General features: G+C 68.9%; 24 protein-coding genes and 1 pseudogene. 11 read left to right on the plus strand and 14 right to left on the minus strand.

Features of this window, described 5'->3' with window-relative positions; genetic code table 11:
* Positions 1-201 precede the first annotated feature (201 nt).
* On the plus strand, positions 202-528 hold the full coding sequence (locus tag PXH83_RS00085) for a hypothetical protein (RefSeq protein ID WP_214922926.1): 327 nt from the start codon (positions 202-204) through the stop codon (positions 526-528).
* A gap of 166 nt (positions 529-694) precedes the next feature.
* Positions 695-1,228 (plus strand): ATP-binding protein, encoded by a 534-nt coding sequence (locus PXH83_RS00090; RefSeq protein ID WP_274555222.1) that lies wholly within the window; start codon positions 695-697, stop codon positions 1,226-1,228.
* A 342-nt stretch (positions 1,229-1,570) separates the two neighbouring features.
* On the opposite strand, the gene PXH83_RS00095 is transcribed toward PXH83_RS00090, so the two are convergent.
* From PXH83_RS00095 to PXH83_RS00110, 4 genes are all read right to left on the minus strand, one after another.
* On the minus strand, positions 1,571-4,132 hold the full coding sequence (locus tag PXH83_RS00095) for an ABC transporter permease (protein ID WP_274555224.1): 2,562 nt from the start codon (positions 4,130-4,132) through the stop codon (positions 1,571-1,573).
* Complete coding sequence (locus PXH83_RS00100; RefSeq protein ID WP_274555226.1) at positions 4,129-4,896, minus strand: ABC transporter ATP-binding protein; 768 nt, start codon at positions 4,894-4,896, stop codon at positions 4,129-4,131. Before PXH83_RS00100 ends, PXH83_RS00095 begins: the two co-directional genes overlap by 4 nt.
* Entirely contained in the window at positions 4,893-5,180 is a 288-nt protein-coding gene (locus tag PXH83_RS00105) for an SHOCT domain-containing protein (RefSeq protein WP_274555228.1), read from the minus strand. The genes PXH83_RS00100 and PXH83_RS00105 overlap by 4 nt, the downstream gene beginning before the upstream one ends.
* Before the next feature lie 371 nt (positions 5,181-5,551).
* Positions 5,552-6,283 carry an XRE family transcriptional regulator gene (locus tag PXH83_RS00110; RefSeq protein WP_338054691.1) on the minus strand — a complete coding sequence of 244 codons (732 nt, stop codon included), beginning with the start codon at positions 6,281-6,283 and terminating at the stop codon, positions 5,552-5,554.
* A gap of 132 nt (positions 6,284-6,415) precedes the next feature.
* On the opposite strand from PXH83_RS00110, the gene PXH83_RS00115 reads away from it, so the two are divergent.
* On the plus strand, positions 6,416-6,610 hold the full coding sequence (locus PXH83_RS00115) for a hypothetical protein (RefSeq protein ID WP_274555232.1): 195 nt from the start codon (positions 6,416-6,418) through the stop codon (positions 6,608-6,610).
* Positions 6,611-7,150: 540 nt separating this feature from the next.
* Here the strand turns inward: PXH83_RS00115 and PXH83_RS00120 are convergent.
* Positions 7,151-8,905, minus strand: coding sequence for a GmrSD restriction endonuclease domain-containing protein (locus PXH83_RS00120; RefSeq protein ID WP_274555234.1), 1,755 nt, complete (start codon positions 8,903-8,905; stop codon positions 7,151-7,153).
* A gap of 556 nt (positions 8,906-9,461) precedes the next feature.
* Here PXH83_RS00120 and PXH83_RS00125 point away from each other — a divergent pair.
* Positions 9,462-10,013: a GNAT family N-acetyltransferase gene (locus PXH83_RS00125; protein ID WP_274555236.1), complete on the plus strand. Its 552-nt coding sequence runs from the start codon at positions 9,462-9,464 to the stop codon at positions 10,011-10,013.
* A 94-nt stretch (positions 10,014-10,107) separates the two neighbouring features.
* On the opposite strand, the pseudogene PXH83_RS00130 reads toward PXH83_RS00125, so the two are convergent.
* The 4 genes and pseudogenes from PXH83_RS00130 to PXH83_RS00145 form a co-directional block, all read right to left on the minus strand.
* Positions 10,108-10,284, minus strand: a pseudogene (locus tag PXH83_RS00130) (ATP-binding cassette domain-containing protein); the annotation flags it as partial.
* Between the two features lie 3 nt (positions 10,285-10,287).
* Entirely contained in the window at positions 10,288-11,655 is a 1,368-nt protein-coding gene (locus PXH83_RS00135) for an ABC transporter substrate-binding protein (RefSeq protein ID WP_274555238.1), read from the minus strand.
* A 19-nt stretch (positions 11,656-11,674) separates the two neighbouring features.
* Positions 11,675-12,532 carry a bestrophin-like domain gene (locus PXH83_RS00140; protein ID WP_274555240.1) on the minus strand — a complete coding sequence of 286 codons (858 nt, stop codon included), beginning with the start codon at positions 12,530-12,532 and terminating at the stop codon, positions 11,675-11,677.
* 289 nt (positions 12,533-12,821) lie between these two features.
* Positions 12,822-14,036 (minus strand): ROK family protein, encoded by a 1,215-nt coding sequence (locus PXH83_RS00145; protein ID WP_274555243.1) that lies wholly within the window; start codon positions 14,034-14,036, stop codon positions 12,822-12,824.
* A 108-nt stretch (positions 14,037-14,144) separates the two neighbouring features.
* Between PXH83_RS00145 and PXH83_RS00150 the strand changes: the two genes are divergently transcribed.
* The 4 genes from PXH83_RS00150 to PXH83_RS00165 all read left to right on the plus strand — a co-directional run bounded on the left by PXH83_RS00150 (position 14,145) and on the right by PXH83_RS00165 (position 19,582).
* Positions 14,145-15,365 carry an MFS transporter gene (locus tag PXH83_RS00150; protein WP_274555245.1) on the plus strand — a complete coding sequence of 407 codons (1,221 nt, stop codon included), beginning with the start codon at positions 14,145-14,147 and terminating at the stop codon, positions 15,363-15,365.
* Between the two features lie 71 nt (positions 15,366-15,436).
* Positions 15,437-15,787, plus strand: coding sequence for an SCO4225 family membrane protein (locus PXH83_RS00155; protein ID WP_274555247.1), 351 nt, complete (start codon positions 15,437-15,439; stop codon positions 15,785-15,787).
* A 128-nt stretch (positions 15,788-15,915) separates the two neighbouring features.
* The gene (locus PXH83_RS00160; RefSeq protein ID WP_274555249.1) at positions 15,916-18,777 is read left to right on the plus strand and encodes a poly(A) polymerase; all 2,862 of its coding nucleotides are present in this window, start codon (positions 15,916-15,918) and stop codon (positions 18,775-18,777) included.
* A 58-nt stretch (positions 18,778-18,835) separates the two neighbouring features.
* Positions 18,836-19,582 carry a maleylpyruvate isomerase family mycothiol-dependent enzyme gene (locus PXH83_RS00165; RefSeq protein ID WP_274555252.1) on the plus strand — a complete coding sequence of 249 codons (747 nt, stop codon included), beginning with the start codon at positions 18,836-18,838 and terminating at the stop codon, positions 19,580-19,582.
* An 81-nt stretch (positions 19,583-19,663) separates the two neighbouring features.
* Here PXH83_RS00165 and PXH83_RS00170 read toward each other — a convergent pair whose 3' ends face one another.
* A complete protein-coding gene (locus tag PXH83_RS00170) occupies positions 19,664-20,065 on the minus strand; it encodes a MarR family transcriptional regulator (protein WP_274555254.1) in 402 nt (133 codons plus the stop codon).
* 86 nt (positions 20,066-20,151) lie between these two features.
* On the opposite strand from PXH83_RS00170, the gene PXH83_RS00175 reads away from it, so the two are divergent.
* The gene (locus tag PXH83_RS00175) at positions 20,152-21,642 is read left to right on the plus strand and encodes an MFS transporter (protein WP_274555256.1); all 1,491 of its coding nucleotides are present in this window, start codon (positions 20,152-20,154) and stop codon (positions 21,640-21,642) included.
* Positions 21,643-21,710: 68 nt separating this feature from the next.
* Positions 21,711-21,989 carry a DUF6332 family protein gene (locus PXH83_RS00180; RefSeq protein ID WP_274555258.1) on the plus strand — a complete coding sequence of 93 codons (279 nt, stop codon included), beginning with the start codon at positions 21,711-21,713 and terminating at the stop codon, positions 21,987-21,989.
* On the opposite strand, the gene PXH83_RS00185 is transcribed toward PXH83_RS00180, so the two are convergent.
* The 3 genes from PXH83_RS00185 to PXH83_RS00195 all read right to left on the minus strand — a co-directional run bounded on the left by PXH83_RS00185 (position 21,950) and on the right by PXH83_RS00195 (position 24,825).
* On the minus strand, positions 21,950-22,615 hold the full coding sequence (locus PXH83_RS00185) for a response regulator (RefSeq protein ID WP_214922877.1): 666 nt from the start codon (positions 22,613-22,615) through the stop codon (positions 21,950-21,952). The genes PXH83_RS00180 and PXH83_RS00185 overlap by 40 nt on opposite strands.
* Positions 22,612-23,919 carry a sensor histidine kinase gene (locus tag PXH83_RS00190; protein ID WP_274555265.1) on the minus strand — a complete coding sequence of 436 codons (1,308 nt, stop codon included), beginning with the start codon at positions 23,917-23,919 and terminating at the stop codon, positions 22,612-22,614. The genes PXH83_RS00185 and PXH83_RS00190 overlap by 4 nt, the downstream gene beginning before the upstream one ends.
* A gap of 198 nt (positions 23,920-24,117) precedes the next feature.
* A complete protein-coding gene (locus PXH83_RS00195) occupies positions 24,118-24,825 on the minus strand; it encodes a TetR/AcrR family transcriptional regulator (protein ID WP_274555267.1) in 708 nt (235 codons plus the stop codon).
* A 126-nt stretch (positions 24,826-24,951) separates the two neighbouring features.
* On the opposite strand from PXH83_RS00195, the gene PXH83_RS00200 reads away from it, so the two are divergent.
* The gene (locus tag PXH83_RS00200; RefSeq protein ID WP_274555269.1) at positions 24,952-25,407 is read left to right on the plus strand and encodes a nitroreductase family deazaflavin-dependent oxidoreductase; all 456 of its coding nucleotides are present in this window, start codon (positions 24,952-24,954) and stop codon (positions 25,405-25,407) included.
* Here PXH83_RS00200 and PXH83_RS00205 read toward each other — a convergent pair.
* Complete coding sequence (locus PXH83_RS00205) at positions 25,397-26,677, minus strand: geranylgeranyl reductase family protein (RefSeq protein WP_274555272.1); 1,281 nt, start codon at positions 26,675-26,677, stop codon at positions 25,397-25,399. The genes PXH83_RS00200 and PXH83_RS00205 overlap by 11 nt on opposite strands.
* Positions 26,678-26,783 lie beyond the last annotated feature (106 nt).

Raw genomic sequence — 26,783 nt, forward strand, 5'->3', positions numbered from 1 at the left:
CTCGTCGTAGCGTCCCCGCGGCAGCTGGTTCCACCTCGGGACTCACGTCTCCCATCCGCCACTTTAAGCCTCTCACCTGCACAAACGTTGACTTTGGGCATCCATAGGGATCCCTTGTTGATGGGCGAGGTGCTCTGGTGCGTACGCCCACGTTTGTGCAGACTGCCCCCCAGGACCTATGCGCGAAGGGGGCGAAGTGGCATGGCGGAGCCCGAGTTCAGCGCGACGGGCGTACGGATCGAGCGTTGGCCCCGCTCACTCACCAAGGCCGGACAGGTGCTGGTCAAAGACGGCAGGCTGGTGCTGCTGACGAGCAACGGGCGCGAGATCGACAGTGCGCCGCTGGGCTCTGTGAGTGCGGGGAAACCCTGGTACGCCGGGGAGGACAGCACGGTGGCGACGGTCAACGGAACCCGGTACCGGCTCATCATGGGGAAGCACGGGCGCACCCCGAAGGGTGAAGAGCTGGCGGGCCGGCTTCTGGAGGCCATTCGCAGCGCCCGCGACACGCGGGGTGCACGTGACTGATGTGATGCGAGTTGCGGAGCAGTATGACCTGGGTCACCCTGATCTCACATCACTCAGGGTGCAACGGCGGTGACGCTGAGATCCAGTCCGCCGGACCACACAGCAGCCAGCAACTGCTGGATCCGTTCTTCGTCTTCTTCCGGACCTATTTCGGGGAGTCGCAGCCGTGATCAGCCAGCCAAGCAGGCACTGCACGGTGGAGCTCCAGGCCCTGCCGTCGCGGATCGGTCAGGTCCGCAGAATCATCTCGGCGCAATTGCGCTACTGGCATCTCGATACCTTGATCGACCTGGCGGCGCTCGGCGTCACCGAATTGCTGACCAACGTCCACCGGCACGCAGAGCCGGACAAGACGTGCACGGTGAAGATCGAGCTGCTGCTCGACCGCCTCACGGTGTCCGTCCACGACCACGATCCGCGTCTGCCCACGGTCCGTGCGGCCGACGCGGGTGAAACGAGCGGGCGCGGGCTCGCTCTGATAGAGGCGTTCAGCGAGAGCTGGGGCGTACGCCCGCAGGGCGACACCGGGAAGGTCGTGTGGTTCACACTGCCCGCACCGCCCTCCCCCGTTGTGGCGCTGTCCTCCTACCCCGTGTACGGGGCGACGACCGACGGACCGTTCCCCCATGACGGCGCTGCTCACGACGTCGTCGAGGCGACGCACGCACATACGCCCGCCCGGTCGGCCGTGGTCGGCTGACTGACGGGGCGGACGAGGCGCGCACCACGGGCCGTCACAGGAGGCCCGCACGACCGGCGTTCACGGGCGTGCGGGCCCCACGCGACCGGTCTCGGCCGGGCGCGGGCCGCACCACCGGCCGTCAGGGCCCCGCGCTACCGGCCTCAAGCCGCACGGGCGAGCACTGCCGGCCCTGACTGGGGTGGGGGCCGCGCCACCGGCCTCAACCTGGCGCGGCCCGACCACCGGCCTTCACCGGGGTGGGTCCGCGCTACCGGCCTTCACCGGGGTGGGTCCGCGCTACCCGCCATGACGGGCACGCGGACCGCACCCCGGCGTTCACCGGGTCGGCGCCCCCGGCCGTCACTCCGTGGCGATCGCGCGCAGTACGTCCAGGCGTGCCGCCCTGCGGGCCGGGCGCCAGCCCGCCAGGGCGCCGGCGGTCAGTCCGACCAGCGCGACCACCGCCAGCTGGAGCAGTGGCAGCGCGAACGCGAAGGCAGTGTCGCCCGCGCCCTCGGACGCCTTCACCAGCACCCAGCCGAGGAAGGCTCCGAGTGCCAGACCGCCCGCCGTACCGAAGGCGGCGACCAGCACCGACTCCCAGCGGACCATGGCGCGCAGCTGCGACCTGGTCTGGCCGACCGCGCGCAGCAGGCCGAGTTCCCTGGTCCGTTCGTGGATCGCGAGGGTGAGGGTGTTGGCAATGCCGAGCAGCGCGATCAGGACCGCGAGGGCCAGCAGTGCGTAGATCAGCGTCAGCATCATGTCGATGGCGCCGGCTGCGGACTGTGCGTACTCGTCGCGGGTCTGCACCTCGGGGTCGCCGTAGGCCGCCGCCGTCTTCTCGACCGCTGCCGTGCCGTCCGCGTCCGTCACGCCGTCCTTGAACGTGACGGCGACGAGGGTGTCGGAGTCCTGTCCGCGGTGCGGGGCCCAGGCTTCGCGGCTGATGACGTAGTCGCCCGGCAGCTCGGACCGCTCGAAGACGGCGCGGACCGTGAAGGTCTGTTTCCGGCCGTCCGTGAAGGCGAGTTCGGTGGTGCTGCCCGGCCGCCACCCCTTCTTGTCGGCCTCGGACTGCGATACGGCGAGGCCGTCCGCACCGAGGGCGTCGAGCGATCCTTCGACCGTGCCGAGGTCGAAGCCCTTGCCGAGCGCGGCCGGGTCGGTGACGGTCAACTGCCGTCCCCCGCCGTCGACGTCCGCCACGCCCTGGCCGAGTGCGACCGTGGCCGCCACCTCGGGCAGCTCCGCGATCGCGGGACCGAGCTTCGGGCTGAGCCCGCTGCCGCCCGCGCCGAACGCCGGTGCGCTGATCGCGACATCGCCCGCGAAGGAGCGGGCCACCGTCTGGTCCATCGTCGCCTTCAGCGAGGCGCCGAAGACCGTGAACAGGGACACGACGGCGACGCCGATCATCAGCGCGGTGGCGGTCGCCGCGGTGCGCTTCGGGCTGCGCAGCGCGTTGCGCCTGGCCAGGCCGCCGGTGACGCCGCGCAGCCGGTCGAGCGGGCCGCCGAGCACCCGTACGGCGTACGACGCTGCGACCGGTCCGAGGATCACGAAGGCGACGAGCGCCAGCACCGCGCCGGCCCCCGCAAGCCACACGGACGGGCTGACCAGCACCCCGACGAGGATGATGCCGACCCCGGCCAGGCCCAGGCCCGTACCGGCGACGCCACGCGACCTGGACGCGCCGGAGTCGTCGACGGCGGTTTCGCGCAGCGCGGCGAGCGGTGCGGTGCGTCCGGCCCGGACGGCGGGCAGCAGTGCGGAGCCGAGGCATACGAGGACGCCCACGACGAGCGGCAGCAGCATCGAGACGCCGCTGACCACCAAGTCGCCCTCGGGGAAGGGGAATCCGATGGCGGGGAAGAGTGCCTGGAGGCCGGCGGCGATGCCGATGCCGCCGAGCAGCCCGGCCGCGGATGCGATCACCGCGACGACGGTCGCCTCGGCGAGTGTCGAGCCGACGACTTGGCGGCGGGAGGCGCCGAGGGCGCGCAGCAGGGCGTTCTCGCGGGTGCGCTGGGCGACGACGATCGCGAAGGTGTTGTGGATGGAGAAGGTCGCGACCAGCAGCACGATGCCGGAGAAGACGAGCAGCAGGGTGGTGAAGAGGCTCAGGAACTGACCGGAGATGGCGTCCTGGTTCTCCGCGGTCGACTGCTCGCCAGTGATCGCCTCAACCCCCTCCGGCAGTACGGGAGCCAGCGCGTCCACGAGCTCCTGCTGACTGGTCCCGGGCCCTGCCCGTACCTGAATGCTCGACGCCTCGCCCGGCTTCGGCGTGAGGTACTTCTCCGCGTCGGCGCGCGTCATCCCGGTGAAGGTGACCTCGCCCATGCCGTCCTCGCCGCCGAACGTGGCCAGGCCGACGACCGTCACGCGCACCGGGTCGGGGGTGCGCAGCACGGTCGTGTCACCGACCTTGAGACCGCCGTCCTCGGCCGCTCCCCGGTTGACGACGACCTCGCCGGTCGCACTGGGTGCGCGCCCTTCGGCGAGTTCGTACGGGTTGAGCTCGGGGTCGTCGATCCAGTTGCCGGCGGTGGTGGGCGGGCCCTCGCCGCCGACGGGCTCGCCGTCGGAGCCGATGAGCTGGCCCGCGCCCTGGATGCTGGGTACGGCGGCCGCGGCGCCCGGAGCTTCCTTGACAGTCTTGACGAGCGAGGTGGGGACAGGCTGCCGCGTCCCCTGGCCCTCTCCGACGACGTTGGAGCTGCGGACGACCGCGTCCGTACCGCCGGTGGCGTTGCCGAACATCGAGTCGAAGCTGCCGCGCAGGGTGTCGCCCATGACGAGCGTGCCCGCGAGGAAGGCGACACCGAGCAGCACGGCGGTGAACGTACCGGCGAAGCGCCGCTTGTGGCCGCGCAGGGAAGACATGCTCAGCCGTACGGACGTACTGACGGAACTCATGTCGTCACCCCCCTGACGTCGAAGGCCTTGAGGCGGTCGAGTACGCGTTCGGCGGTGGGCGATTCCATCCGGTCGACGAGACGCCCGTCGGCGAGAAAGACGACCTCGTCGGCGTGGGCGGCGGCGACGGGGTCGTGGGTGACCATGACGACCGTACGGTCCATCTGGCGCACCGCCCGGCCGAGGAGGCGCAGCACCTCCTCACCGGACCGCGAGTCGAGGTTGCCGGTCGGCTCGTCGGCGAAGACGACGTCGGGGCGGCCGGCGAACGCGCGGGCCACTGCGACGCGTTGCTGCTGGCCGCCGGAGAGCTCGCTCGGCCGGTGGTGCAGGCGGTCGCGCAGCCCGACGACATCCACGAGCGCGTCGGTCCACTCCTGGTCGGCGCGGGCTCCCGCGAGGTCCATGGGCAGCGTGATGTTCTCGGCGACGGTCAGGGTGGGGATCAGGTTGAACGCCTGAAAGACGAACCCGATGCGCTCGCGGCGCAGCAGAGTGAGCCTGCGGTCGTCGAGCGCACTGAGGTCAGTGGGCCCGATGAAGGCGGACCCCGAGGTGAGCGTGTCGAGCCCGGCAGCGCAGTGCATCAGCGTGGACTTGCCGGACCCGGAGGGCCCCATGATGGCGGTGAACCGCCCGGCCGGAAAGCCGACGCTCACCCCGTCCAGGGCCCTGACTTCGGTGTCGCCCTTGCCGTAGACCTTGACGGCGTCGACGACGCGGGCGGCGGTGTCGGTACTGGTACCGATGGCCGTGGCGGTCACGCCGCACCGCCCTTCGCCGTACGGCCGAACTGCTCGTCCAGTACGGAGAGCCGACGCCAGTACTCCTCCTCGTCGATCTCCCCGGAGGCGAAGCGGCGCCCGAGCATGGCGATCGGCGAGCTCTCACTGTGCGGGCCACGGCCGGCATCTGCCCGCCAGGGCCCACGGCGCCCACGCCACACGGTACGACGCAGCACGGTGATGACGCCGACGACGACGGCCGCCCAGATGAGCGGAAAGAGAAGGATCCACGGGCCGGGTCCTTCGTGCGCGAGGGTGTTCATGTAGGTCAGCTCCTCGGTGCGATCTGCGTGCTTCCTTGCTTCCTTGTCGCTACCGAGAGTGGCGCGGGGAGGGGGGCCGGGTCGTCGTACGGCCAGCGGCAGTGCGCGTACCACGGAGGGAGTAGGCGAGGCGTGCGCGACTGCTTCCGGGGCGCAGCTTCCGCAGCTCAGAGTGCGAGTTCGATCCTCGTCGCCTGCTCCGAGCAGAAGCCCCAGGCCAGCGGCCCGGGGCTTCTTCGTTGTCCAGACTGTGGCAGGCATCGCACACCAGCTCCGCACCGGAGGGCGAGCCGCCGCAGGGCCAATCAGCACGGCGGAAGCGGCAAGGCGGCCGACGGGGGCTCACGCCATCGCAGATGCTGAGGGGAACCTCACGACGCGATGGTCGTCGCCCGGCCCCAGAGTTCCTCCGCGTGTTCAGCGAATCGGTCGAACATTCCGTCCTCGCCCTGGCGGCGCAGGTGCAGAAGCGGCGAATCGTGGCCGACCAGTCGAGCAAGGTGCGGTGTCACAAGGGCGTCATGGTCAAACCTGAACACGGACAGGGAGACATGATTGGCCGCGTCCTCCGCGCTGCTCAGACGAGCCTCCAAGCCGTCCTGTGCACCTAGGCGTTCCAAGTGCTCCAAGGTGATCTTTATACGTGTGGACACGCTGAGAGCCACGTCCTCGATCGCTTCCCGCTGACGAGTCACCTCCCCATCAGGGTCACCCAGCAGGAAACGCACCCGGCACCCCGACTGGATCTTCCTGCGGAGGGTGGCGGCGAAGGCAGGCTGCTCCAGCCAGAGGAAATAGTTCGTGTACCCGGCCAGGAAGATCTGGTCGTCGGCCTGCTCGACCAACTCACCCCACACGGTGGACGGGCAAGCCGACCGGTATGGATAGGCGTGGACCAGTTCACGGTCATGGCCCGACTTCACTCGGTCCTGTACAGCCTTCGGCCAAATCATCTCTTCGTCCACCTTCAGCGCCCGGCAGGCGTCGACACGGTTTCTTGCGTGGGGTACCAACTCGGCGTCGGCCAGCCATCGCTCTACCGTCTTGGGCGACACCCCGATCCGGGCAGCCAGCCTTCGGGGCGAAAGCTTCGCGTCAGCCATAGCTGATCGTAGAGCCACGTTCAAGACTTCCCCCAGCGACGTTTGGGCCTTCTTGGACCGTAGCCGCATCCGGCCCAACTGTCCTTGTCTTGGGGCGAGATACGTCCACTCGGGTTGAGCACCCTCAGAGGCATGAACCGCCCGAAGACCACCATGGACCAGCCCGTACACCTGCCGCTCCCGCCGCCGCTCCCACGTCCGGCCAAGGGCTGCGGAGTGTGCGAAGCCCTCGCCAGACAACGACAAGCGGCCAGAGACTGCGGCGACTATTCGACCGCGACGGACGCGTGCGTGGAGATTCGCAACCACCCCCACCGAACGCTGTAGCACCAATGACCGCCCAAGAGGGGCAGCGTCGGACATGCAACAGTGGCACGACGGCCGCAAGGCAGCCGAGGAGGCGACCAACGCATTCGAAGAATGCCCGACACGGCCGGGTGATCCTGAGCACAAGTACCGGCACGCCCGACCCGCGGTCACGCATTCCGGCTAGCCGTACGTCGCCTCGGCCTGCTGCCCGTCAACATCGTGAGGGGTCACCGAGGCACTCGTAGGCGCCCTGTCACTACCAGGGGAACGCCAAGGGAAAGACGGGCACGGGCCTGTCGAGTCTCAGGTGATGGTTGACGATTCAGCGTGAGTGATGTCCGACGTCTGTCCTAGACGATCTTCTGGTGGGTGTATTCACCGACTTACGCGCGACCACCTCCGCCGTGAAAGACCGGATCGTGTCGGTGTCCAGGTGGGCGGGCGACCACCTGGTGGCAGATGCCGGGCCGAGTGGGACGTGTAGCTCGGCTAGGACGGATCCGCCGTTGCTGCTGACCGTCCGTTCGGCGATCCGGTGTGCGGGCGGCAACAAAACCATCACCCGAACATTTTCCCGAGCGCCGCAACTTTCTTTAGGTCGCTAATTTCCTCAGTGGAGGAACCTCGTCTCACAAAAACACGATCACCACAATACGATAGGTCATTTTGCCCTGGGACCAAGACCCTAATCACCGAGAGCCCTTTGTACTCGATGGTGTCGATTCCGGAAAGGATCTGCGTCGCCAGTGGTTCACTAATCGGCTGCTGAGAAATTCTACTCACAAACCTCTGGACATAGTTATCCAGGGAAATCCCTCGCACTCTCGCCTCCCTGTCAACGCCGACCACATGATGCTGTCCGACCTTGATCGGAACAACGGAGTCAAGGCTGTGGATCCTAGAAGCATCCGGCTCCTTATCCGCAACCCCAATGAAGAGATATCCTTCCACGCCGGGCTTCATGTTCGCGATCCCGCAAATTGTCTCCGCCAAGCGGGCACAAATGGCGTCGTCCCACGACCTCTGACCATCAAGACGCAGAAGTCCCTGCTTGAACTCGTATCGACTCGTCTCGATCCTCGACCTTCGCAAGGAGTTTTCAAAGTCGAGCGCAAGTCCCGGACCGTGGCCAAACACGGGTGGAACCCTCGATACGAAGTGCCGCTGAGCCAGGCCCGTAATCGTATCGATGTTGGATACGCGATCATCAGCCGATGTGTAGTGGCGGGCACTTTTGAGACGCGTGCCGACATTTTTCAGCGCCGACACAATCGCAGCATAATCGTCCGGAGACTTTTGCTGACGCACGATCAACTCAAAGAATGACATAAAGATTGCATAGAATGGCGTCCGAATTGGGTTTCCGGTACTCGGGCGCACCAGGTTCCTTAGACCGTTAGGCGCTGGAAGCTGATCATCCACTACCTCAGCCAGCACAGAGAAAGTCGACTGGATCTCCTCCTGAAGTCGCCTCACGCCGTATGCGGAAAGACTCCTTTCGACACGCTTATGTTTTTCACTGGCCTCTTCGTAGATTTCGTCAAATTCCTCCTTACTGGCAGGAAACGGGCTTCCCAGGAGAATGGAGGCGGCAATATCAGCAACCATTTGCTCGTCGTCGCCTTCACGTAGTTGCTTCACATTGAGGATGCCGTGCCGAATCCACAACGTATCCTCGGCACGCACTCCATATTGTTGTCTTTCGCGAGCCGACTCAACAGAAATGCTCGGCATGTCGTGTAGAAGTAGAACGTCATCGGAAACATCGCCGCGGAGGGCGCTTGCAACCGTTCGTACAAGTTCCGAAAATGGATTAAGCATGCCAGCTTGACGCTTCTCTTGCGCACTCAACTGACGGCCATTCGAATTAATTCGACTGAAGACATCAGTGATTTGCTGCTCGGTTTGGGTGGGGAAAATCGTGACAGCCAACTGATAATCGAGGAGGTTGGCACATTTATCCGCAGGAAGCGTGACGAGGGTTTCCACAGGCTCGAAAGCCTTCGCATCTGCAGCTTGACGGGCCCTAGCGCTCTGGCCTAGGTCGAAATTCATTCCCCTATAGTCAAATTTCTGCTCAATGAACGAGAAGATCGCATCAAGGCGCTGCATTCCATCGATAATTTCATATTTTCCCGTTCCGTGAATCTCCGGCCGCTCAGCAAGCAGGATTAGGGGAATTGGATAGCCATCCAGAATGCTGTCAATTAGCAACTGCTTTTCAGACACGGACCAAACAAGCTTGCGCTGGTAGCGCCGATTAACGAGAAGCGCGTCGTCCCTAAATAGCCGATACGCCTCCTGTACGCTCATACCTCTGGGGGTAATTGAGACATGCATTTCAGTAGTCAATTTTCACTCCGCGAGCGTAGAAGTACTGTTACTCTTAGCTTGGCACATCAAAGTGGGTTGCGCCCGGTATCGCCCAAAAATACGCCTCGACAAAGGCCCTGGGTGGTCAAATCGCCCGCCATTGAGCCTCAGCGACTGGTCGTGCCAGTACTTCGTACTGAGGAGTCAGGAGCGGATTTGAGCTCGGAGCGAGCAGGCGTGCGTACTCTTGGCCTGGCTCTCTGCTGAGCTCAGCTTCCTCGCCAAGGCCCCTGTAGCCTGGGCGGTCTGATTGAGCGCCAGTACTGGCGGTATGCCGCGGTCGGCATGGACTACAGCACAAGAGCATGCGGAGCGCCAGATCCTCCACCTTGCAGTTCAGCCCATGTCGTGGTCACGTTCAAGCGCGTCCCAACGGCCTTGACGCGCGGACCAGTTCGTACGGCGACTATTGCCAAAGAACTGCGCGAAGAGATCGCCCAGTTCTCGCCCAGCAGGCTCGCTCTTCCGCACTGACCTGCTTGAGTAGAGTCCAGACATGCATCCGATCAGCCGCCGCAGCGAGCGCCTTGAGGTCCGGGAGCTCCAGACCTCCGACGCCAACGACGTCTTCGCGATCTACGGTGATGAGAGAGCCACCGAGCATCTCTCCTTCGACCCGCGAACGCAGGAGGAGGTGGCTCAGATCGTCGCCCGATCCATGGCATTCGCCACTGCCGAGCCCCGGCAGGAGTACGCGCTCGCGGTAGTCGAGCGCGAAGGTGGCCGACTGATCGGATTCGGCCGCCTCGCCCTCGACCCGCACCAGACCGGTGGCGCCACCATGGGCTTCGCCCTGCGCCCAGATGCCTGGGGTGTCGGCTACGGCACCGAAACTGTCCGGCTCCTGCTCGACGTCGGATTCGACGAGCTGGGCCTACACCGCGTGTGGGGAGCCCGCTCGCCAATCAACGGCGCATCCGCGCGCACCATGGAGGCAGCCGGGATGGTTGAGGAGGGGCGCATCCGCGAGCACATCAAAAAGCGCGGCCAGTGGCGAGACTCCATCGTCCACGGCATCATCGACCGCGAGTGGTTCGCGCGCAGTTAGTCGAACGACACCGTTTACGCCGTCCGTGGGCAGCTGGTTGGCGCCGTCGCTTCCGGCGCTCAGGCTCCAGCGTTCAGGAACGTGCGAAGCGGTTGAGCGTGTCGAGCCCGGCAGCGCAGTGCATCAGCGTGGACTTGCCGGACCCGGAGGGCCCCATGATGGCGGTGAACCGCCCGGCCGGAAAACCGACGCTCACCCCGTCCAGGGCCCGGACTTCGGTGTCGCCCTTGCCATGCCAAGCCCCGCGGCCCAGGCCTGATCCGCCGGACACGCCCTAGTCCCGGTAGCCGCCGCCCTCGACCACGTCCTTCGCGAAGAGCTGGGCCTTGGCCAGCGCCTCATCGACTGGCTGCCGGCCGGCGATCGCCGCGGAGATCTCCTCCGACACCCGGTCGCCGAGGTCCGCGAACTCCGGGATGCCGACGTAGTGCACCCCGGCCCACGGCTGCTCGTGCATCCCGGGCTGCTTGGGGTTCGCGGTCTCGATCGCGTCCAGCGTCGGTTCGGCGAACGCCTTGGCGGCCTCCATGTACTCCGGAAGCCTGTACGTGGACAGCCGGCCGCCAGGTGGCACGCGAACCCAGCCGAGCTTCTCGCCGTATTGCTTCAAGTAGCCCTTGGCCGTGGCCCAGGAGGCGAACTCCCACGCGGCCTCCGGATCCTTCGCCGTGGCCGGGATCGCCAGCGACCAGGCCCACAGCCATCCCGAACTTTCCGTGTTCACCACCGGGGCGGGGGCGTAGCCGAGCCTGCCGGCGACCTTGCTTTCCTTCGGGTCCTCAAGGGTGCTGGCGAAGACCGTGCTGTCGTACCACATGGCCGCCTTGCCCTGCCGCATCGTCGCCAGGCACTCGGCGGGCCCGGCCTCGGCGGCCCGGGGCTCGCCGTGCCGGCGGACCAGGTCCGCGTAGAACCGCACCGCCTTCTTCGTTTCGGGGGAGGTGAGCTGGGGGTTCCAGTTCTCGTCGTACCAGCGACCTCCGAAGGTGAGGATCACCGTGTTCAGCGGGGCCAGCACGTTCCCCCAGCCGGGACCGCCGCGCAGACAGATCCCGGCGACGCCGTTCTTGGGGTCGTGAAGCTTCGCCGCCAGTTGGGCGACCTGCTGCCAGCTCGGGTGGGCCGGCATGGTCAGCCCGGCCTTCGCGAACAGGTCCCTGCGGTACATCAGGAAGGACGACTCGCCGTAGTACGGCACCGCGTACAAGCCATCGTTGTACGACAGCGCCTTGCGCACCGTGGGGATGAAATCCTCTATGTCGTAGTCGCCCCGGCCAGCGTAGGCATCGAGTGGGGTCAGCCACCCCCGTGAGGCGTAGATCGGCGCCTCGTACGGGCCGATGGTGACGACGTCGTAATGGCCGGTCTCGGTGGCGATGTCCTCCGGTACCCGGTCCCGCAGCTCGTTCTCGGGGAGGAACACGAGGTTCACCTTCGTGTCCGGGTGTTCCTGCTCGAAGTCGTCGACGAGTTTCTCCATGTCCCGCATGAAGTCGACGGCTGTCACCGTGATCGTCGTGCCTTCCTCGTCCCCGGTATCCCCGGTATCGCCGGCGCAGGCGGCCGCGCCGAGTGCGAGCGAGGCGATCGAGGCTCCCAGCAACGCGACACGTGTCAGCCGCCCACAGCGCATTTCCAGCATCAGTACCTCACCTCTCTCCTCATTCCGGGAGCTGGTCCGAGCTCGCGAACGAAACGTAGTCGGACACGTCCAGGAGGCAGCCCGGGACCCTCTGCGCGGTCGACTTTCCGAAGTAAGTGGCGACCTGCTTCTCGCCATCAGAGGGAACCCCCATGCCTTTGGCGAGCGCGACCTTCCAGGGTTTCGGCTCGATCGAGTTGCTGTCCTGGAGGGGGTGGTCCAGCGCGACGATCAGGGCCAGGAAGAGGCCGATGAAGAGCGAGAGGAGGCCGGTGAGAGCCAAATGGTCGATCAGCCTGACGCCGACGAGCGCCCAGCTCACCCCGATGGTCACGACCGCGCCGAGAAAGAGGACGATGTAGAGCTCGGGCAGCAACCCGATCTCCACCTCCCCCTGCCGCTCGCGACGAAGGTTGTTGTATTCGTTGAAGGCGTCGACGGTGGCAGACTGGGCATTCGACTCCTGGTCGTTTTGAGGCTCATAGAACATGAGCGACTCGAACACGGCGTCCAGCCTGCCCTGGTCCTCCTCGATCTCGCCCTGCTTCTGCTTCGGCCAGACCTCGTCGATCACGTTCTCGGCATAGTTGCGTACCTGCGACTGGAGTCGGCATCGACGGCTGTTGGGAAATGCCTGACCGGCGCGATAGACACTGGTGAGTTGTGAGGCTTCCTGGTTGACCAGCTTCTTGACCTCCACATAGTGGTCGTACGCGCCGACGGCAACCAGCCCGACCAGCAAGGCGTAGAAGATCCCCACGACCTCGATCAGGAAGGTGACGCGCTCGTTGTGTTCGGGGTCACCGCCGAACCGCCGACGAACCCAGGAGCGCGTGAGCAGGCCGCCCAGACCGAAAGCGAGTAAGCCCCCGGCCAAGACCACAGCCTGGGCCCAGGTCGTCAAATCCGAGAACCAACCAGGCATCCGCTGAACACGTCCCTAGTGTCTTGTGATTCTGTTCGTGTCGCTTCTAGTTGTTCTGACTCACTTCTTCACGTTTGTGTGGGCAGGTTATCCAGCACGACATAAATTTCCGCCCGACGTGCGGCTGGACGGCCTATCAATTGGTGGGTGGCGTTGTTGGGTCAGGTCCGTCGCGGGGTCACCGGCGTGCGGTGTACTGCGGCCGCGTCCTCGCTGGTCGAAGAGGACGGTGCGACAGCGGTCATGCGAGTGCGGCCAGCGGGTCGTCCAGCACCGGCTGCCACGCCAACTCGGCCGCGCCCACCAGGCTGTTGTGGTCCAGCGTGCACGGCAGAATCGGTACGCCGCCGCTCCTCCCCCACAGGCTTCGGTCCGCCACGACGGCGCGCAGCCGCACCGGGTCGGCGTCCAGCAGTGCGCGGTGGAGGCCGCCGAGGATGATGCGGTCGGGGTTGAGGATGTTCACCAGGCCTGCGAGGCCCAGGCCGAGGCGGTCGATCAGTTCCTCGGCCGCGGTACGGATCGCCGGGTCGTCGTATTCCTCGCGCAGCAGGTCGCGGGACTGCTGGAGCAGGGAGACCTCGGGTCCCGGGGTGCGGCCCGCCGCCGTGAGGAAGGCGAGCGGGTCGGCCTCAACGTCGAGGCAGCCGCGGCCGCCGCAGTAGCAGGGGCGGCCTTCGGGGTTGACCGTGAGGTGGCCGACTTCGAGGGCGAGGCCCGAACTGCCGGTGTGCAGGCGGCCGTCGATGACCAGCGCGCCGCCGACGCCGCGGTGCCCGGTGGCGACGCAGAGCAGGTGCTGGGCGCCGCGTCCCGCGCCGTGGCGGTGCTCGGCGAGTGCGGCGAGGTTGACATCGTTGCCGGTGAACGCGGGACCCGCGAGGCCGGCGGCGCGAACCTGCTCGGCGAAGATGTCGCAGACCGGGGCGCCGGCGGGCCACGCGAGGTGCAGGGGGTTGAGGGCGGTGCCGTCCGGTTCCGCGACCGCCGACGGCACGGCGAGGCCCGCGCCCACGCAGCGCAGTCCAGTCTCACGCAGCAGCCCTGCGCCCGCCTCGACCACCGCGCCGATCACCTGCGCCGGGTCGGCGGACACCGTCAGGCAGCCGGGTGCGGTCGCCACGATGCGCCCACCGAGGCCGACGAGCGCCGCCCGGAAGCCGTCGGCGTGCACCTGGGCGGCGAGGACGACGGGGCCCGAGTCCTTGACGGCCAGCCGGTGCGAAGGACGGCCCTGCGAACCGGCCGCCGCTCCCGGCCGGGAGTCGACCTGGATCAGTCCGAGGGCTTCCAGTTCGGCGGCCACCGCACCGGCGGTTGCCCTGGTGACGCCGAGCTCCGCCGTGAGGACGGCACGGGTGGGCGCCCGGCCCGTATGCACCAGTTCCAGAGCAGGCCCGAGCGCGCTCCGGCCCCTCTCCAGCTTTGTTTTGACGGTGGTCGCCTTGCCGTTCATGGGGGCGAGTCTCCCATGTCTCAGAAGATCGTCCGGGTCCGGCTCCCGTCTCCGGGCCGGTGACCGGTCGGCTTGTACAGATCCGGACGCGGCCCCTATGGTGAGTTTGTGCCGCTACTAAACAAAGTAACCGCGACCGCCCCGGGGAACAAGCGCGGAAACCCCGCCGCAGCCTCCCTGTCCCGCCTCCGTACCGCACTGACCGTGTTCTTCGCCCTCGACGGCTTCCTCTTCGCCGGGTGGGTGGTCCGTATCCCGGCCATCAAGGAGCAGACCGGGGCCTCGGCGAGCGATCTCGGCCTCGCCCTCCTCGGCGTCTCCGGCGGCGCGGTGATCACCATGGTGCTCACCGGGCGGCTCTGCCGGCGCTTCGGCAGCCATCCGGTGACCGTGGCCTGCGGCGTACTGCTGTCGCTGAGCATCGCGCTGCCCGCACAGACACATTCGACGCTCGCGCTCGGCCTGGTGCTGCTGGTCTTCGGAGCCGCGTACGGCGGCATCAACGTCGCGATGAACAGTGCCGCGGTCGATCTGGTCGCGGCCATGCGGCGCCCCGTCATGCCGAGTTTCCACGCCGCCTTCAGCTTCGGCGGCATGACCGGGGCCGGGCTCGGCGGCCTGGTCGCGGCCGAACTGTCCGCCACCACACACCTGTTGGCCCTGACCGGCATCGGGCTCGTCGTCACGGCAGCGGCGGGCCCCACGCTGCTGCGCCACCGGGTGCCCGTCCCCGAACGTACCGAGGCGGCGACCAAGGGCGGGCCGCTCTCAGGAAGGACCCGCAAGACAGTCGCGCTGTTCGGCGTGATCGCCCTCTGCACGGCGTACGGCGAAGGGGCCCTCGCCGAATGGGGCACCCTCCATCTCCAGCAGGACCTCCACGCCCACCCCGGCATCGCAGCGGCCGGCTACTCCCTCTTCGCGCTGGCCATGGCGGCGGGCCGACTGAGCGGCACCACCCTCCTGGAGCGGCTCGGCCAGACCCGCACTCTCGTGGCGGGCGGATCACTCGCATCAGCCGGAATGCTGCTCGGCGCGCTCGCGCCCACGACCTGGCTCGCGCTGTCCGGCTTCGCCGTCACCGGACTCGGCCTGGCGAACATCTTCCCTGTGGCGGTCGCCAGGGCGGGCGCACTGGCCGGGCCGGGCGGGGTGGCCGCGGCGTCGACGCTCGGTTACGGCGGCATGCTCGTCGGGCCGCCTGCCATCGGGTTCCTCGCCGACTGGTTCTCGCTGCCCGTCGCCCTGACGACGGTGGCGCTGCTGGCCGCCGCTGCCGCACTGCTGGGGTACTCCGCTCGGAACGCGTCCTCCACCCCGCCCGCCTGAGTAGCCGTACTCAGGCGCGGCCGGATCGCGGGCCGCACCATGAAGGCACCGGACCGAATGGGGAGACGACCATGACCGCTCGACGGCTGCGCAGCATCGCGCGACTGACGTTCCGCAATCCCGCCTCGCTGGTGTACCTCGGCGTGGTCGCCGTGACGGCGGTGCTCGTCACGATCGACACGCTCTTCGTGACCCACGAAGACGCCTCGTTCGCCGGGATGTCGCTGTTCCTGCTCAGTGCGCCGACGGTGTTCGCGTTCTTCATCGGCGGCGATCTGCTCGGGGAGGCCGTGAACGTGTCCACGTGGTTCGTGTACGTCGCCATGGTGCTCTCCGTACTGATCCAGTCGTTCGCCCTCGGCTGGTTCGTCCGACTGGTCCGCGGCGGCGCCGCGCACCCTGCCCATCCGCAGGGCGCCTGACCACAGGGCGCCTGACCACCGGTCGTCCGACCATCAGTCGTCTGCAATCGCTCGGCTGATCGCTGCAGCTCGACATCGCGCCTGCCCGTCGCGGGACCATGGTCTTGGACCCCACGTCCGGAGGCGCCATGCGTACGAGCGAGGAGATCTACCACCAGGTCCTGTGGGACCCGCGGTTCGACCCGGCCAGGTTCGTGCTGGGGATCAGCCAGCGCGGGGCAGCGGTCGAGCCGATGCCGCTGCCCTCCTTCGTACCGGGCGGTGACATCCCGTGGCACCGGGTGGTGTTCGTCGAGGCGGACGGCGAGGTGGTCTGGGACCGGGCCACCGGTGTGGACCGGATCGATGCCTCACAGGCGGGCCGGGCACGGTATCCGCGTCGCCTGCTGGGGCCGTTCTTCACGGCCGGAACGCCGTACGCATGGGACCCGGCGGCCGGATGGCGCCCCGTGGACCGCGACCGCGCACCCGGCGCAGCACGGGCCGAGCGTCTGCGCGTACTTACCTGGAACACCCTGTGGGACCGGTACGACAGCGACCGTATCGACACCGCCCGGCGCAGGCCGCTGCTGCTGGCCGCCCTGGAGCACGCCGATGCGGACGTCATCGCCCTGCAGGAGGTCGAGACCGAACTGCTCACCATGCTGTTGAGGGCCCGCTGGGTCCGCGACGGCTACACCGTGTCCACCGGCCCCGAGGGGGAGGACGTGGAAGAAGGCGGGCTGCTGGTGCTCAGCCGACTGCCCGTACGCGAGACGGCGTGGCACGAGCTCGGCCCGCACAAGGCCGCCGTGGCCGTTACCGTCGAGACCGCCGCCGGGCCGCTGGTACTGGTCACCACCCACCTGTCCAGCGACCACTCCGCCGACGGCCGGGTCCGGCGGGAGGCCGAACTGACCCGGCTCGCCGAGGGGCTGGCCGCCGTCGGAGGCGATGTGATCCTGCTGGGCGACCTCAACGAGCACGGGGACGGACCGGCCCGTGTGCTGGGCCTGCTCGACGCCTGGACCGAGGTGCACGGGGCCGGTGACGCGGCGCCCACCTTCGATCCGCGCGTCAACCCGCTGGCCGCACTCTCCTCGGTGTCCGGCCGGGCGGCCCGGCTGGACCGGGTACTCCTGCGGGACGGGGGAGCCCTGCGGGCGACCGGGGCGGTCCTGCGGGGCGTGTCGCCGAGCCCGGACGGGCAGTTCGTGTCGGACCACTACGGCGTGGAGGTGGATCTGGCCGTACGCGTCGGGCCCGAGCTCCCGGGTGTGTTCGACGTTTCGCCGACGCCCCGTACAGCGGTGGCATGGATGCCGTCGGCGGAGCTCTGGCCGCCCATCCAGAGCATCCGCGAGGAACACGACCCGCAGATCCGCCGCTGGCCACCGCATGTGAACCTGCTCTTCGGATTCGTGCCGGAGTCCGACTTCGAGCAGGCTGCCCCGCTGCTGTCCGCCGCAGCGGCTGAGACAGCCCCGTTCACCGCCCGCCTCGCAGGCGTACGCACCTTCAAGCACCGGGAGTACTCCACCGTCTGGCTCGACCCGGCGGCGGCCGACCGGGCGCCCTGGGCGGAGTTGCAGCGCGCGCTGGAGGAACGGTTCCCCCGTTGCCGGGGCCGTGCCGGGAGATTCACCCCGCATCTGTCTCTCGGACGCACCCGGGAGCCACGTCGGCTCGCCACCGAGTGTGCCGCCCTGCTGGGCAGCATGTCCGCGTACGTCGGCGAACTGGTCCTGCTCTCCCGCCGGGGCGGGGAGCCAATGCGGCCACGGGCGACGATCGCCCTGGGGACGGGCGAGGTGCGGTGGCTGTCCGAGCCCGGCACGGAGGAACCCGTAACAACGCCCGTCACAGAGGCCGGTCCGGGGACAGGGCCAGGGACAGGGACGGCAGAGCAGGTCGCGCAGTGCGTTTCCGAGGCACTGGCCGAAGGAATCGTGTACGTCACCGGATCGCGCCGCATGGGCTGCGCCCTCACCGACGCGGACCTGAACCTGGTGGCGGCGCTGCCGGGCGCGGTCGACATGGTGGGGATCGAAGCGCGGGTGGCGGCGGCGCTGCCCGGCGCCACCCGGGTACGTCGGGTACAGCAGGTGACCGGTGCCGAAGTGCCGGGTCTGCGGCTGCGCGTCGACGGCCTGGACGTCGACCTCGTGGTCGTCGGCGCCGGAAATCTCGCCCCCGCCGAGGCAGTGGCCCGCCGCACCGAGCTCGGTGACGCAGCCGCGATCGCCTTGAGCGCGGTCAGCGACGCGGACGCGGTACTCGCCGCGACCGGCGGCAACCTCGACGCATTCGCCCGGCTGGCCAGGGAGGTGAAGGCGTGGGCCCGGGCACGCGGCCTTGACTCGGCCCCCTTCGGCGGGCTGCCTGGCCTGGCCTGGGCCGTATTGGCGGCACGAACGGCGCGCGAGGCCGGGGACCTTCCGGACGCCGACCTGCTCCGGCGCTTCTTCTCCACCTGGGCCGCCTGGGACTGGCGCGAACCGGTGAGCCTCTCTGCACACACCACGGCATCCGCAGCACCCGTCTCGATCATGACCCCCACCGCACCCGTCCGGAGCTGTACCGGACAACTCGGCACCGGCGGACGGGAACTGCTGTCCCAGGAGCTCTACCAGGCTTGGGAGACCGTGGAGTCGGCGGCCCGGACCGGCACCGACCCTTGGCCGGAACTCCTCTCGCCACCGCCTCTCCACCGGCGTCACGCGGCCTGGGCGATTCTGACCGTACGCACAGAGACGGAAGAAGACGTCGAGGTCCCCCTGAGCCGCCTCTGGACGCTGCTCACCACCCTGGGACAAGCGGGCTCGCCGGACGCCCGCGCCTGGCCCCGCCCCTTCGAGACCGCACCGGGCTCGGCCCGCTACGCGATCGGCCTCGGCCAGACACCCCCGGACGCACCCCAACTCGCCGACCTGGCCGCCGGATGGCTCAAGGGCCTGCCCGGGGTTGAGATCGAATGGGCGGAAGGCGGCGTCGTACCTACGATCCGATGACTTCGATCCGATGACTTCGGATCGGCGTCCCGGGGAGACCTTTGGCACAATCGCCCGCATGGAGATCTCCGAGCTCGTCAACTGCCTCGACCGCGAAGGCAAGTTGCTGACCGCTGCCGCCGAAAGCGCGGGATCCGGCGCCGAAGTGCCCACCTGCCCCGGCTGGCAGGTGCGGAATCTGCTGCGGCACACCGGCATGGTCCACCGGTGGGCGGCGGCGTACGTCACGGCGGGACACAATGCCTACCACCCCGACGAGGGCGAGCCGGACCTCGACGGGGATGCGCTGCTCGGCTGGTTCCGCGAGGGCCACGCCCTGCTGGTGGCCGCACTGAGCGAGGCGCCCAAGGACCTGGAGTGCTGGACCTTCCTGCCCGCGCCGTCGCCGCTCGCCTTCTGGGCGCGGCGGCAGGCGCACGAGACGGCGGTCCACCGTGCGGACGCCGAGTCGGCGCTCGGTGCCGGACTCTCGCCTCTGCGGCCGGAGTTCGCCGTGGATGGCATCGACGAACTGCTGCGCGCCTTCCACGCCCGCGAGAAGAGCCGGGTACGCACGGAGGTGCCGCGAGTTGTGCGTGTGCGGGCAACAGACGCGGGCGATGTGTGGACGGTCCGGCTCTCGCCCGACGGGCCGCCGCAGGCCGAACGTACCGAAGAAGGGTCTGCGGACTGTGAGTTGAGCGGTCCTGCCGAGAAGCTCTACCTGGCCCTCTGGAACCGGCTGCCGCTCTCCGCAATCACACTGTCCGGTGACGCAGAGCTCGCTCAGCTGTGGCGGGAGAAGTCGCCCGTCACCTGGTCGTAGCGAAGTAGCGACGTAGTGGCATAGCGGCATAGCGTCGAAGCCGCGTATCGACGTAACGACGTAACGACGTAGCCCTCTGCGTTACGCGGGCCGGTCCGCCAGCATCCGCGCGAGCACCGCGCGCTGGAGCGGCTTGACCTCGGCATGGCGTGCCCGGCCCGCGTCCGTGAGCACCACCCGTACTCCCCGGCGGTCCTCGCTGCACATTCCGCGATGCACCAGGCCGTCCTTCTCCAGCCGGCCGATGAGCCGGGACAGCGCGCTCTGGCTCAGGTGGACGCGGGACGCCAGTTCCTGGACGCGGTACGCACCGCTGCCGTCCTCGGCGGTCCCTTCCGCCAGTACGTCCAGTACCTCGAAGTCACTCGCGCCGAGGCCGTGCTGATGCAGCTCGCGGTCGAGCTCGCAGAGCGTGCTGGCATGCAGCGCGAGGATGCCGCGCCACTCATCGACGAGCGCTCGCTCGGACTTCTTCGCTGCCATGGGCGCACGGTAGCAGAATTCGGCACTTTGTTGCATTGGAATTAAATGCGCTTGCACTCAATGCATGTGCATGTACTGTGCTCCTCATGACTTCTCCGCTCAACGTCCCTCATTCACCTGTGCGTTGGAGCCCGCGCCTGTGGGGCACCCTGCTCGTGCTCTGCGGCGCGATGTTCCTCGATGCCCTCGACGTCTCAATGGTCGGCGTCGCCCTGCCCTCCATCGCCGCCGATCTCGACCTGACCACCTCGACGCTGCAGTGGGTCGTCAGCGGCTACATCCTCGGTTACGGCGGACTGCTGCTGCTCGGCGGCCGCGCGGCCGACCTGCTCGGCCGGCGCCGCGTCTTCCTCATCGCGCTCGGCGTCTTCGCCCTGGCCTCACTGCTCGGCGGACTGGTCGACTCGGGGCCGCTGCTGATCGCCAGCCGCTTCATCAAGGGCCTCAGCGCCGCCTTCACCGCCCCGGCCGGGCTGTCGATCATCACCACGACGTTCAAGGAAGGCCCGCAGCGCAACCGCGCGCTGGCCATCTACACCACCTGCGCCGCCACCGGCTTCTCCATGGGCCTGGTCCTCTCCGGCCTGCTCACCGAGCTCAGCTGGCGCTGGACGATGCTGCTGCCCGCCCCCGTCGCGCTGATCGCCCTCGTCGCCGGCATCAAGCTGATCCCGCACAGCGCCCGCGACAACACCCGTGGCGGCTACGACCTGCCGGGCGCCGTCACCGGCACGGCCTCGATGCTGCTGCTCGTCTTCACCGTCGTACAGGCGCCGGAAGTCGGCTGGGCCTCCGCCCGTACGCTGCTGTCGTTCCTCGCGGCCGCCGTGCTGCTCACCGTCTTCGTGGTCATCGAGCAGCGCACCGCGAACCCGCTGGTCCGGCTCGGGGTACTGCGTTCCGGCAGCCAGATCCGGGCGCAGTTGGGCGCCGCCACCTTCTTCGGCAGTTACGTCGGGTTCCAGTTCCTCGTCGTCCAGTACATGCAGTCGCTGCTCGGCTGGTCCGCGCTGGAGACGGCGCTCGCCTTCCTGCCCGCCGGTGTGCTGGTGGCGCTCTCGTCCACCAAGATCGGCGATGTGGTGGACCGGTTCGGCACCCCGCGTGTCATCACGGCGGGCCTCACCTTCTTGGTGATCGGCTACGCGCTCTTCCTGCGCATCAGCCTCACTCCGCAGTACGTGGCGGTCATCCTCCCCTCGATGCTGCTGATCGGCGCCGCCTGCGCGCTGGTCTTCCCCTCGCTCAACATCCAGGCCACCACCGGTGTGGACGACAACGAGCAGGGCATGGTGTCGGGCCTGCTCAACACCTCGATCCAGGTGGGCGGCGCGATCTTCCTGGCCGTGGTCACCGCCGTCATCACGGCGGGCGGTGGCGAGGGCGGCTCCCCGCAGGCCGTACTGGACAGCTTCCGGCCGGGCCTGGTCGTGGTGACCGTGATCGCGCTCGTCGGACTGCTCATCACGCTGACCGGGCTGCGCACGCGGCGCCGCCAGGAGACCGTCGTGCTCGCGAAGTCCGTACCGGTGACGGCCGAGGAGGCCGAGCCGGAGCGGGTGGGCGTGCGCGACTGACCGGGGGGCGGGTGCGGCCGGCGGGTGTACCTTGCCCGCCGGCCGCACCCGTTGGGACACTTCCGGGCATGGGGACACGGACGCAGGCTCAGCGCGATGCGATGACGGTCGAGATCGGTTACGCACTGCTGAGTGCGGCCGTCCTGGCGGGTGTCACCTTCGCCGCGCTCACCGCTCCCGCGTATCTCCTCGGCTGGCCGCCGACACTGAACAAAATCCTGCTCGTGGCCGGATGCGCGCTGGCCGCCGTCGTGTTCGTGCTGCGGGTCGTCCATGTGCTGTGGCGCTACAAGGGTGCGCCCGGCACTCAGCCCAGCCAGCCGGGCCGTACGAGCCCCGACTCGTAGGCCAGTACGACCAGTTGGGCCCGGTCACGGGCGCCCAGCTTCACCATGGTGCGGCTGACGTGCGTCTTCGCGGTGAGCGGGCTGACGACGAGGCGGCGGGCGATCTCCTCGTTGGACAGGCCCATGCCCACCAGGGCCATCACCTCCCTCTCACGGTCGGTCAGTTCCACCAGGGCCTCGGCCTGCGCCGGTTCCTTGGACCGGGCGGCGAACTCCGCGATCAGGCGGCGCGTCACGCCGGGCGAAAGCAGCGCGTCCCCGTCCACCACGGCCCGTACCGCCCGCAACAGCTCTTCCGGCTCGGTGTCCTTGACCAGGAAGCCCGAGGCACCGTTGCGGATAGCCTCGAAGACGTACTCGTCGAGCTCGAAGGTGGTCAGCATGATCACCTTTACGCCGTCCAGCGCCGGGTCGCCGGTGATACGGCGGGTCGCCGCGAGGCCGTCGAGCAGCGGCATCCGGATGTCCATCAGTACGACATCGGGGCGCAGTTCACCGACCAGGCGCACCGCTTCTTCCCCGTCGGCCGCCTCCCCCGCCACCTCGATGTCGGGCTGCGCGGCGAGCAGGGCCCGGAAGCCGGCCCGTACCAGCGACTGGTCGTCGGCGAGCAGTACGCGGATCACGAGTTCTCCTTCTGCGAGTTCGGCGAGTTCGGCGAGTTCGGCGAGTTCGGCGAGTTCGGCGAGTTCGGCGAGTTCGGCGAGTTCGGCGAAGCGCGGAACGGAAGGGTCGCCTCCACCCGGAAGCCGCCGTCCGGACGCGGCCCGGCCTCGATCGTGCCACCGAGGGCGGCCGCACGCTCGCGCATCCCCACAAGTCCGTTGCCGCTGCCGCCCGCGTGGCCGCCGGTGGCCGGTCCTTCGTCGTCGATGCGCAGGTCGAGGCGGCCGGGCGCGTAGGCGAGCCGGACGCGGGCGGTGCGCGAGCCGGAGTGTCTGACCACGTTGGTCAGGGCCTCCTGGACGATGCGGAAGGCCGCGAGGTCGGTACCGGGCGGCAGGGCGGCCCGTACGCCTTCCGTCTCGATCTCCACGGTGAGGCCCGCGCCCGAGGCCTGTTCCACGAGCTCGGGGAGCCGGTCGAGGCCGGGCGCCGGGGAGCGCGGCGCCTCGCCCGGGGTGCGGAGGGTGTCGAGGACCTGCCGCACTTCGCCGAGCGCCTCCTTGCTGGCCGACTTGATGGTGGTCAGGGCCGTACGGGCCTGCTCGGGGTCGGTGTCGAGCAGGGCCAGGCCCACGCCCGCCTGGACGTTGATGACCGAGATGCTGTGGGCGAGTACGTCGTGCAGCTCGCGGGCGATGCGCAGCCGCTCCTCGTCGGCGCGGCGCTTCTCGGCGGCCTGACGCTCGACGCGCTCGCGCGCCCATTGCTCCCTGCGTACGCGCACGAGTTCCGAGGCGGCGACGACGGCCACCACCCAGGCGGCGACGAGGAGTTCCTGCCCCCAGGGGGCGGCGTCGTCGTTGGCGGGCGGCAGCCACCGGTAGAGCCAGTGCGAGAGCAGGACGTGGCCTGCCCAGAGCGTCCCAACGGCTGTCCAGGCGGCCCGCCGGTGACCGGCGACGATGGCGGAGAAGCAGCCGATGGCGACGGGGACGAAGACCGGTCCGTACGGATAGCCCGCGCCGAGATAGGTCATCGCGGCCGCCGACGTACCGAAGGCGACGAGGACGGGGTACCGGTGGCGCAGCAGGAGCAGCGCCGCGCCCACGAACAGCAGGAGCCGGGCGAAGACGTCGAGCCCTGGGCGGTCGAGCTGCCCCTCGGCCGCGAACCCCGATCCCACCTGCACGAACGCGATCACGAGCAGGGTCGACACCCACGGCAGCCGGCCGCCCGCCTGCCGGGTCACCCAGGGCTGCCAACGCGGCGGCCCGCCCTGCTGCCAGGGGGGACCGCCGCACCACCGTTCTTGCTGCGGGCTCATAGCGACCGTTCCTGCTGCGGGCTCATAGCGGCCACGGTAGACGCGCAGCGACGGCCGGGGCGTCAGCCGTGCGTGGTGATCACACGTACTCCCTGTGCAGTACGTGGTCCCGGCCTCGGCCGAGGGCGGATCGAGCTCGGGCGCTGTCCGGAGTGCGTACGCGAGGGCGCTGCGCGCCCCGCGCGAGCGGGTGCCGCGTCAGGATCCGGCGCTGCTGCCGATCAGGCCCACCGTCTGGGCGAGGCCCGCGGCGGAGTGTGCGAAGAACGCGTCGCGGTCCTCGACAATCCGGTTGAACTGGCCGAATACCTCGAAGGAGATCAGGCCGAAGAGCTGCGACCAGGCGGCGACCAGGGCGACCACGACCGGCGGCGGGAGGTCGGGGGCGAAGTCGGCGGCGATCCGCTCCGCCTCGGGGCGCAGGCCGGCGGGGAGACGCGGGACGGCGAGGCCGTTGGTGCGGTGGGCGTCGCGTGCGATGGAGATGAGGGCCCGGCCGACGCGGGAGGCGGGGCCGACGGTCGCCTGGGGGGCGGTGTAGCCGGGTACGGGCGAGCCGTAGATCAGGGCGTACTCGTGGGGGTGGTCCAGCGCCCAGGTACGTACGGCCCCGCAGACGGCGGTCCAGCGCTCGGGGTGGGCGGCGGCTGCGGGCTGCTGTGCGAGCGCGGTCTCGGCGGCGGCGCCCACGGCGTCGTACGCGTCGACGATCAGGGCGGTGAGGAGGTCGTCGCGGCTCGGGAAGTAGCGATAGAGCGCGGAGGAGACCATTCCCAGTTCGCGGGCGACCGCGCGCAGGGAGAGCTTTGCGGCGCCTTCGGCCGCAAGGTGTCTGCGTGCCTCTTCCTTGATGGCCGCAGTCACTTCGATCCGGGCTCGTTCCCTGGCTCCGCGCATGGTGCTCATCGCGAGCAGTCTGTCACGTTCGAGAGCACCGACCAATAACGAGAGCACCGCTCTTGCATTGGATCGCCGATCGAGTGCACACTGCTCTCAAGCGAGAGCAGTGCTCTCACACCGGTGGAGGCCACCATGCCGCAGTCCGAGCCCTACTACCTCCAGGGCAGCCCCATGGCGATCAGGCTGAACAACGTCATCGGCTGGCTCGCCCGCCACGGCTTCAGCCTGATGGGCTCGGCCGAGCTGTCCGTCCGCGGCCGCAAGAGCGGCCAGATGCAGCGCATCCCCGTGAACCCGCACACCCACGACGGCGCCCAGTACCTTGTCTCCGCCCGCGGCCACTCCCAGTGGGTCCGCAACATGCGCGCCGCCGGCCAGGGCGAACTCAAGGTCGGCCGCAAGGTCCGCCGCTTCACCGCGGCCGAACTTCCCGACGACGAGAAACTCCTGGTGCTCCGCACCTACCTGGAGCGCTGGGGCTGGGAGGTCAACCAGTACTTCAAGGGTGTGACCGTCAAGTCCTCCGACGAGGAGCTCCTGGCGGCCGCCCCCGACCACCCCGTCTTCCGCATCACCGTCACGGGCTGACGGACGACGACCCCCGGTCCGCCGCCGCACCCCGGTCCGCCGCACCCCGGCCCAAGGATCCCGAGTCCACCGCGTTCAGTGCGCGCTGGGCCATGGGGTGCGTACGCACTGTCTCGGCCAGCGTGGTCGAGCCGCGCGTGATCCGGGCGAACATCTTCCAGGCCGGCCGGAAGCCGGTGATCGCCGCATGCAGCAGCCCGGGACGGCGCTCGAAGAGTGCAAGCATCCGCCGCCCGACGCCCATCTCCACGCCGAGCCCCGCCTTGATGGCGAAGGCGTAATTCAGTGCCTGGCGGCGGGCGTCCACCGCATCCTGCGACTCGGCGATCCGCACCGCCCACTCCCCCGCAAGCCGCCCGGACCGCAGCGCGAAGGAGATCCCCTCACGGGTCCACGGCTCCAGCAGCCCCGCCGCGTCCCCACACACCAGCACCCGGCCGCGCGACAGCGGCGAATCCTCGCTGCGGCACCGCGTCAGGTGCCCGGAGGAGACGGCGGGTTCGAACCCGGCGAGACCGAGGCGGGCGATGAATTCCTCCAGGTACCGCTTGGTGGCCGCACCCTCGCCGCGCGCCGAGATCACGCCGACCGTCAGCGTCTCCCCCTTGGGGAACACCCAGCCGTAACTCCCCGGAATCGGCCCCCAGTCGATGAGCACCCGCCCCGCCCAGTCCTCGGCGACCGTCGCGGGCACCGGGATCTCCGCCTCCAGGCCGAGGTCCACCTGGTCGAGCTTCACCCCGACGTGTGCGCCTATGCGGCTCGCACTGCCGTCCGCGCCGACCACCGCGCGCGCCAGCACCGTCTCGCCGCCGGAAAGAACGACCGCCACCGTGCGCCGGTCCGGCACCGCCGAACCGTGCTGCTCGACACGTGCGACCGTCACGCCGGTACGGACTTCGGCGCCCGCCTTCTGCGCCGCCTCCACCAGACCGGCATCGAACTCCGGCCGGTTGATGAGCCCGAAGAGCATCTGCTTCGAGCGGCGTGTCCGCGACAGCTTCCCGCCCAGCGAGAACGTCACGGCGTACACACGGTCCATGAGGGGCAGTTCGAAACCGGGCGGCAGCGCGTCGCGCGATGGCCCGATGATGCCTCCGCCACAGGTCTTGTACCGGGGGATCTCCGCCTTCTCCAGGAGGAGTACGCGCCGTCCCGCGACGGCTGCCGCATATGCCGCCGATGCCCCCGCGGGCCCGGCACCGACCACGACGACGTCCCAGACCGGCTCTTCGTGCTCACGTCCGGCGTCTGCGTTCTCGCTGCTCACGATGTGCTTCTGCTCCTGATCCGCCCGTTGACCGTACTGCTGACGCATCCTACGGCGCGGGCCCGGCCGATCTCGTTGTGGGAGGATCGGCCCTGCCTTCCGATGT

Origin of the sequence: Streptomyces spiramyceticus (genome assembly GCF_028807635.1) — a bacterium.
In the GTDB taxonomy this organism is placed as follows: Bacteria; Actinomycetota; Actinomycetes; order Streptomycetales; family Streptomycetaceae; genus Streptomyces; species Streptomyces spiramyceticus.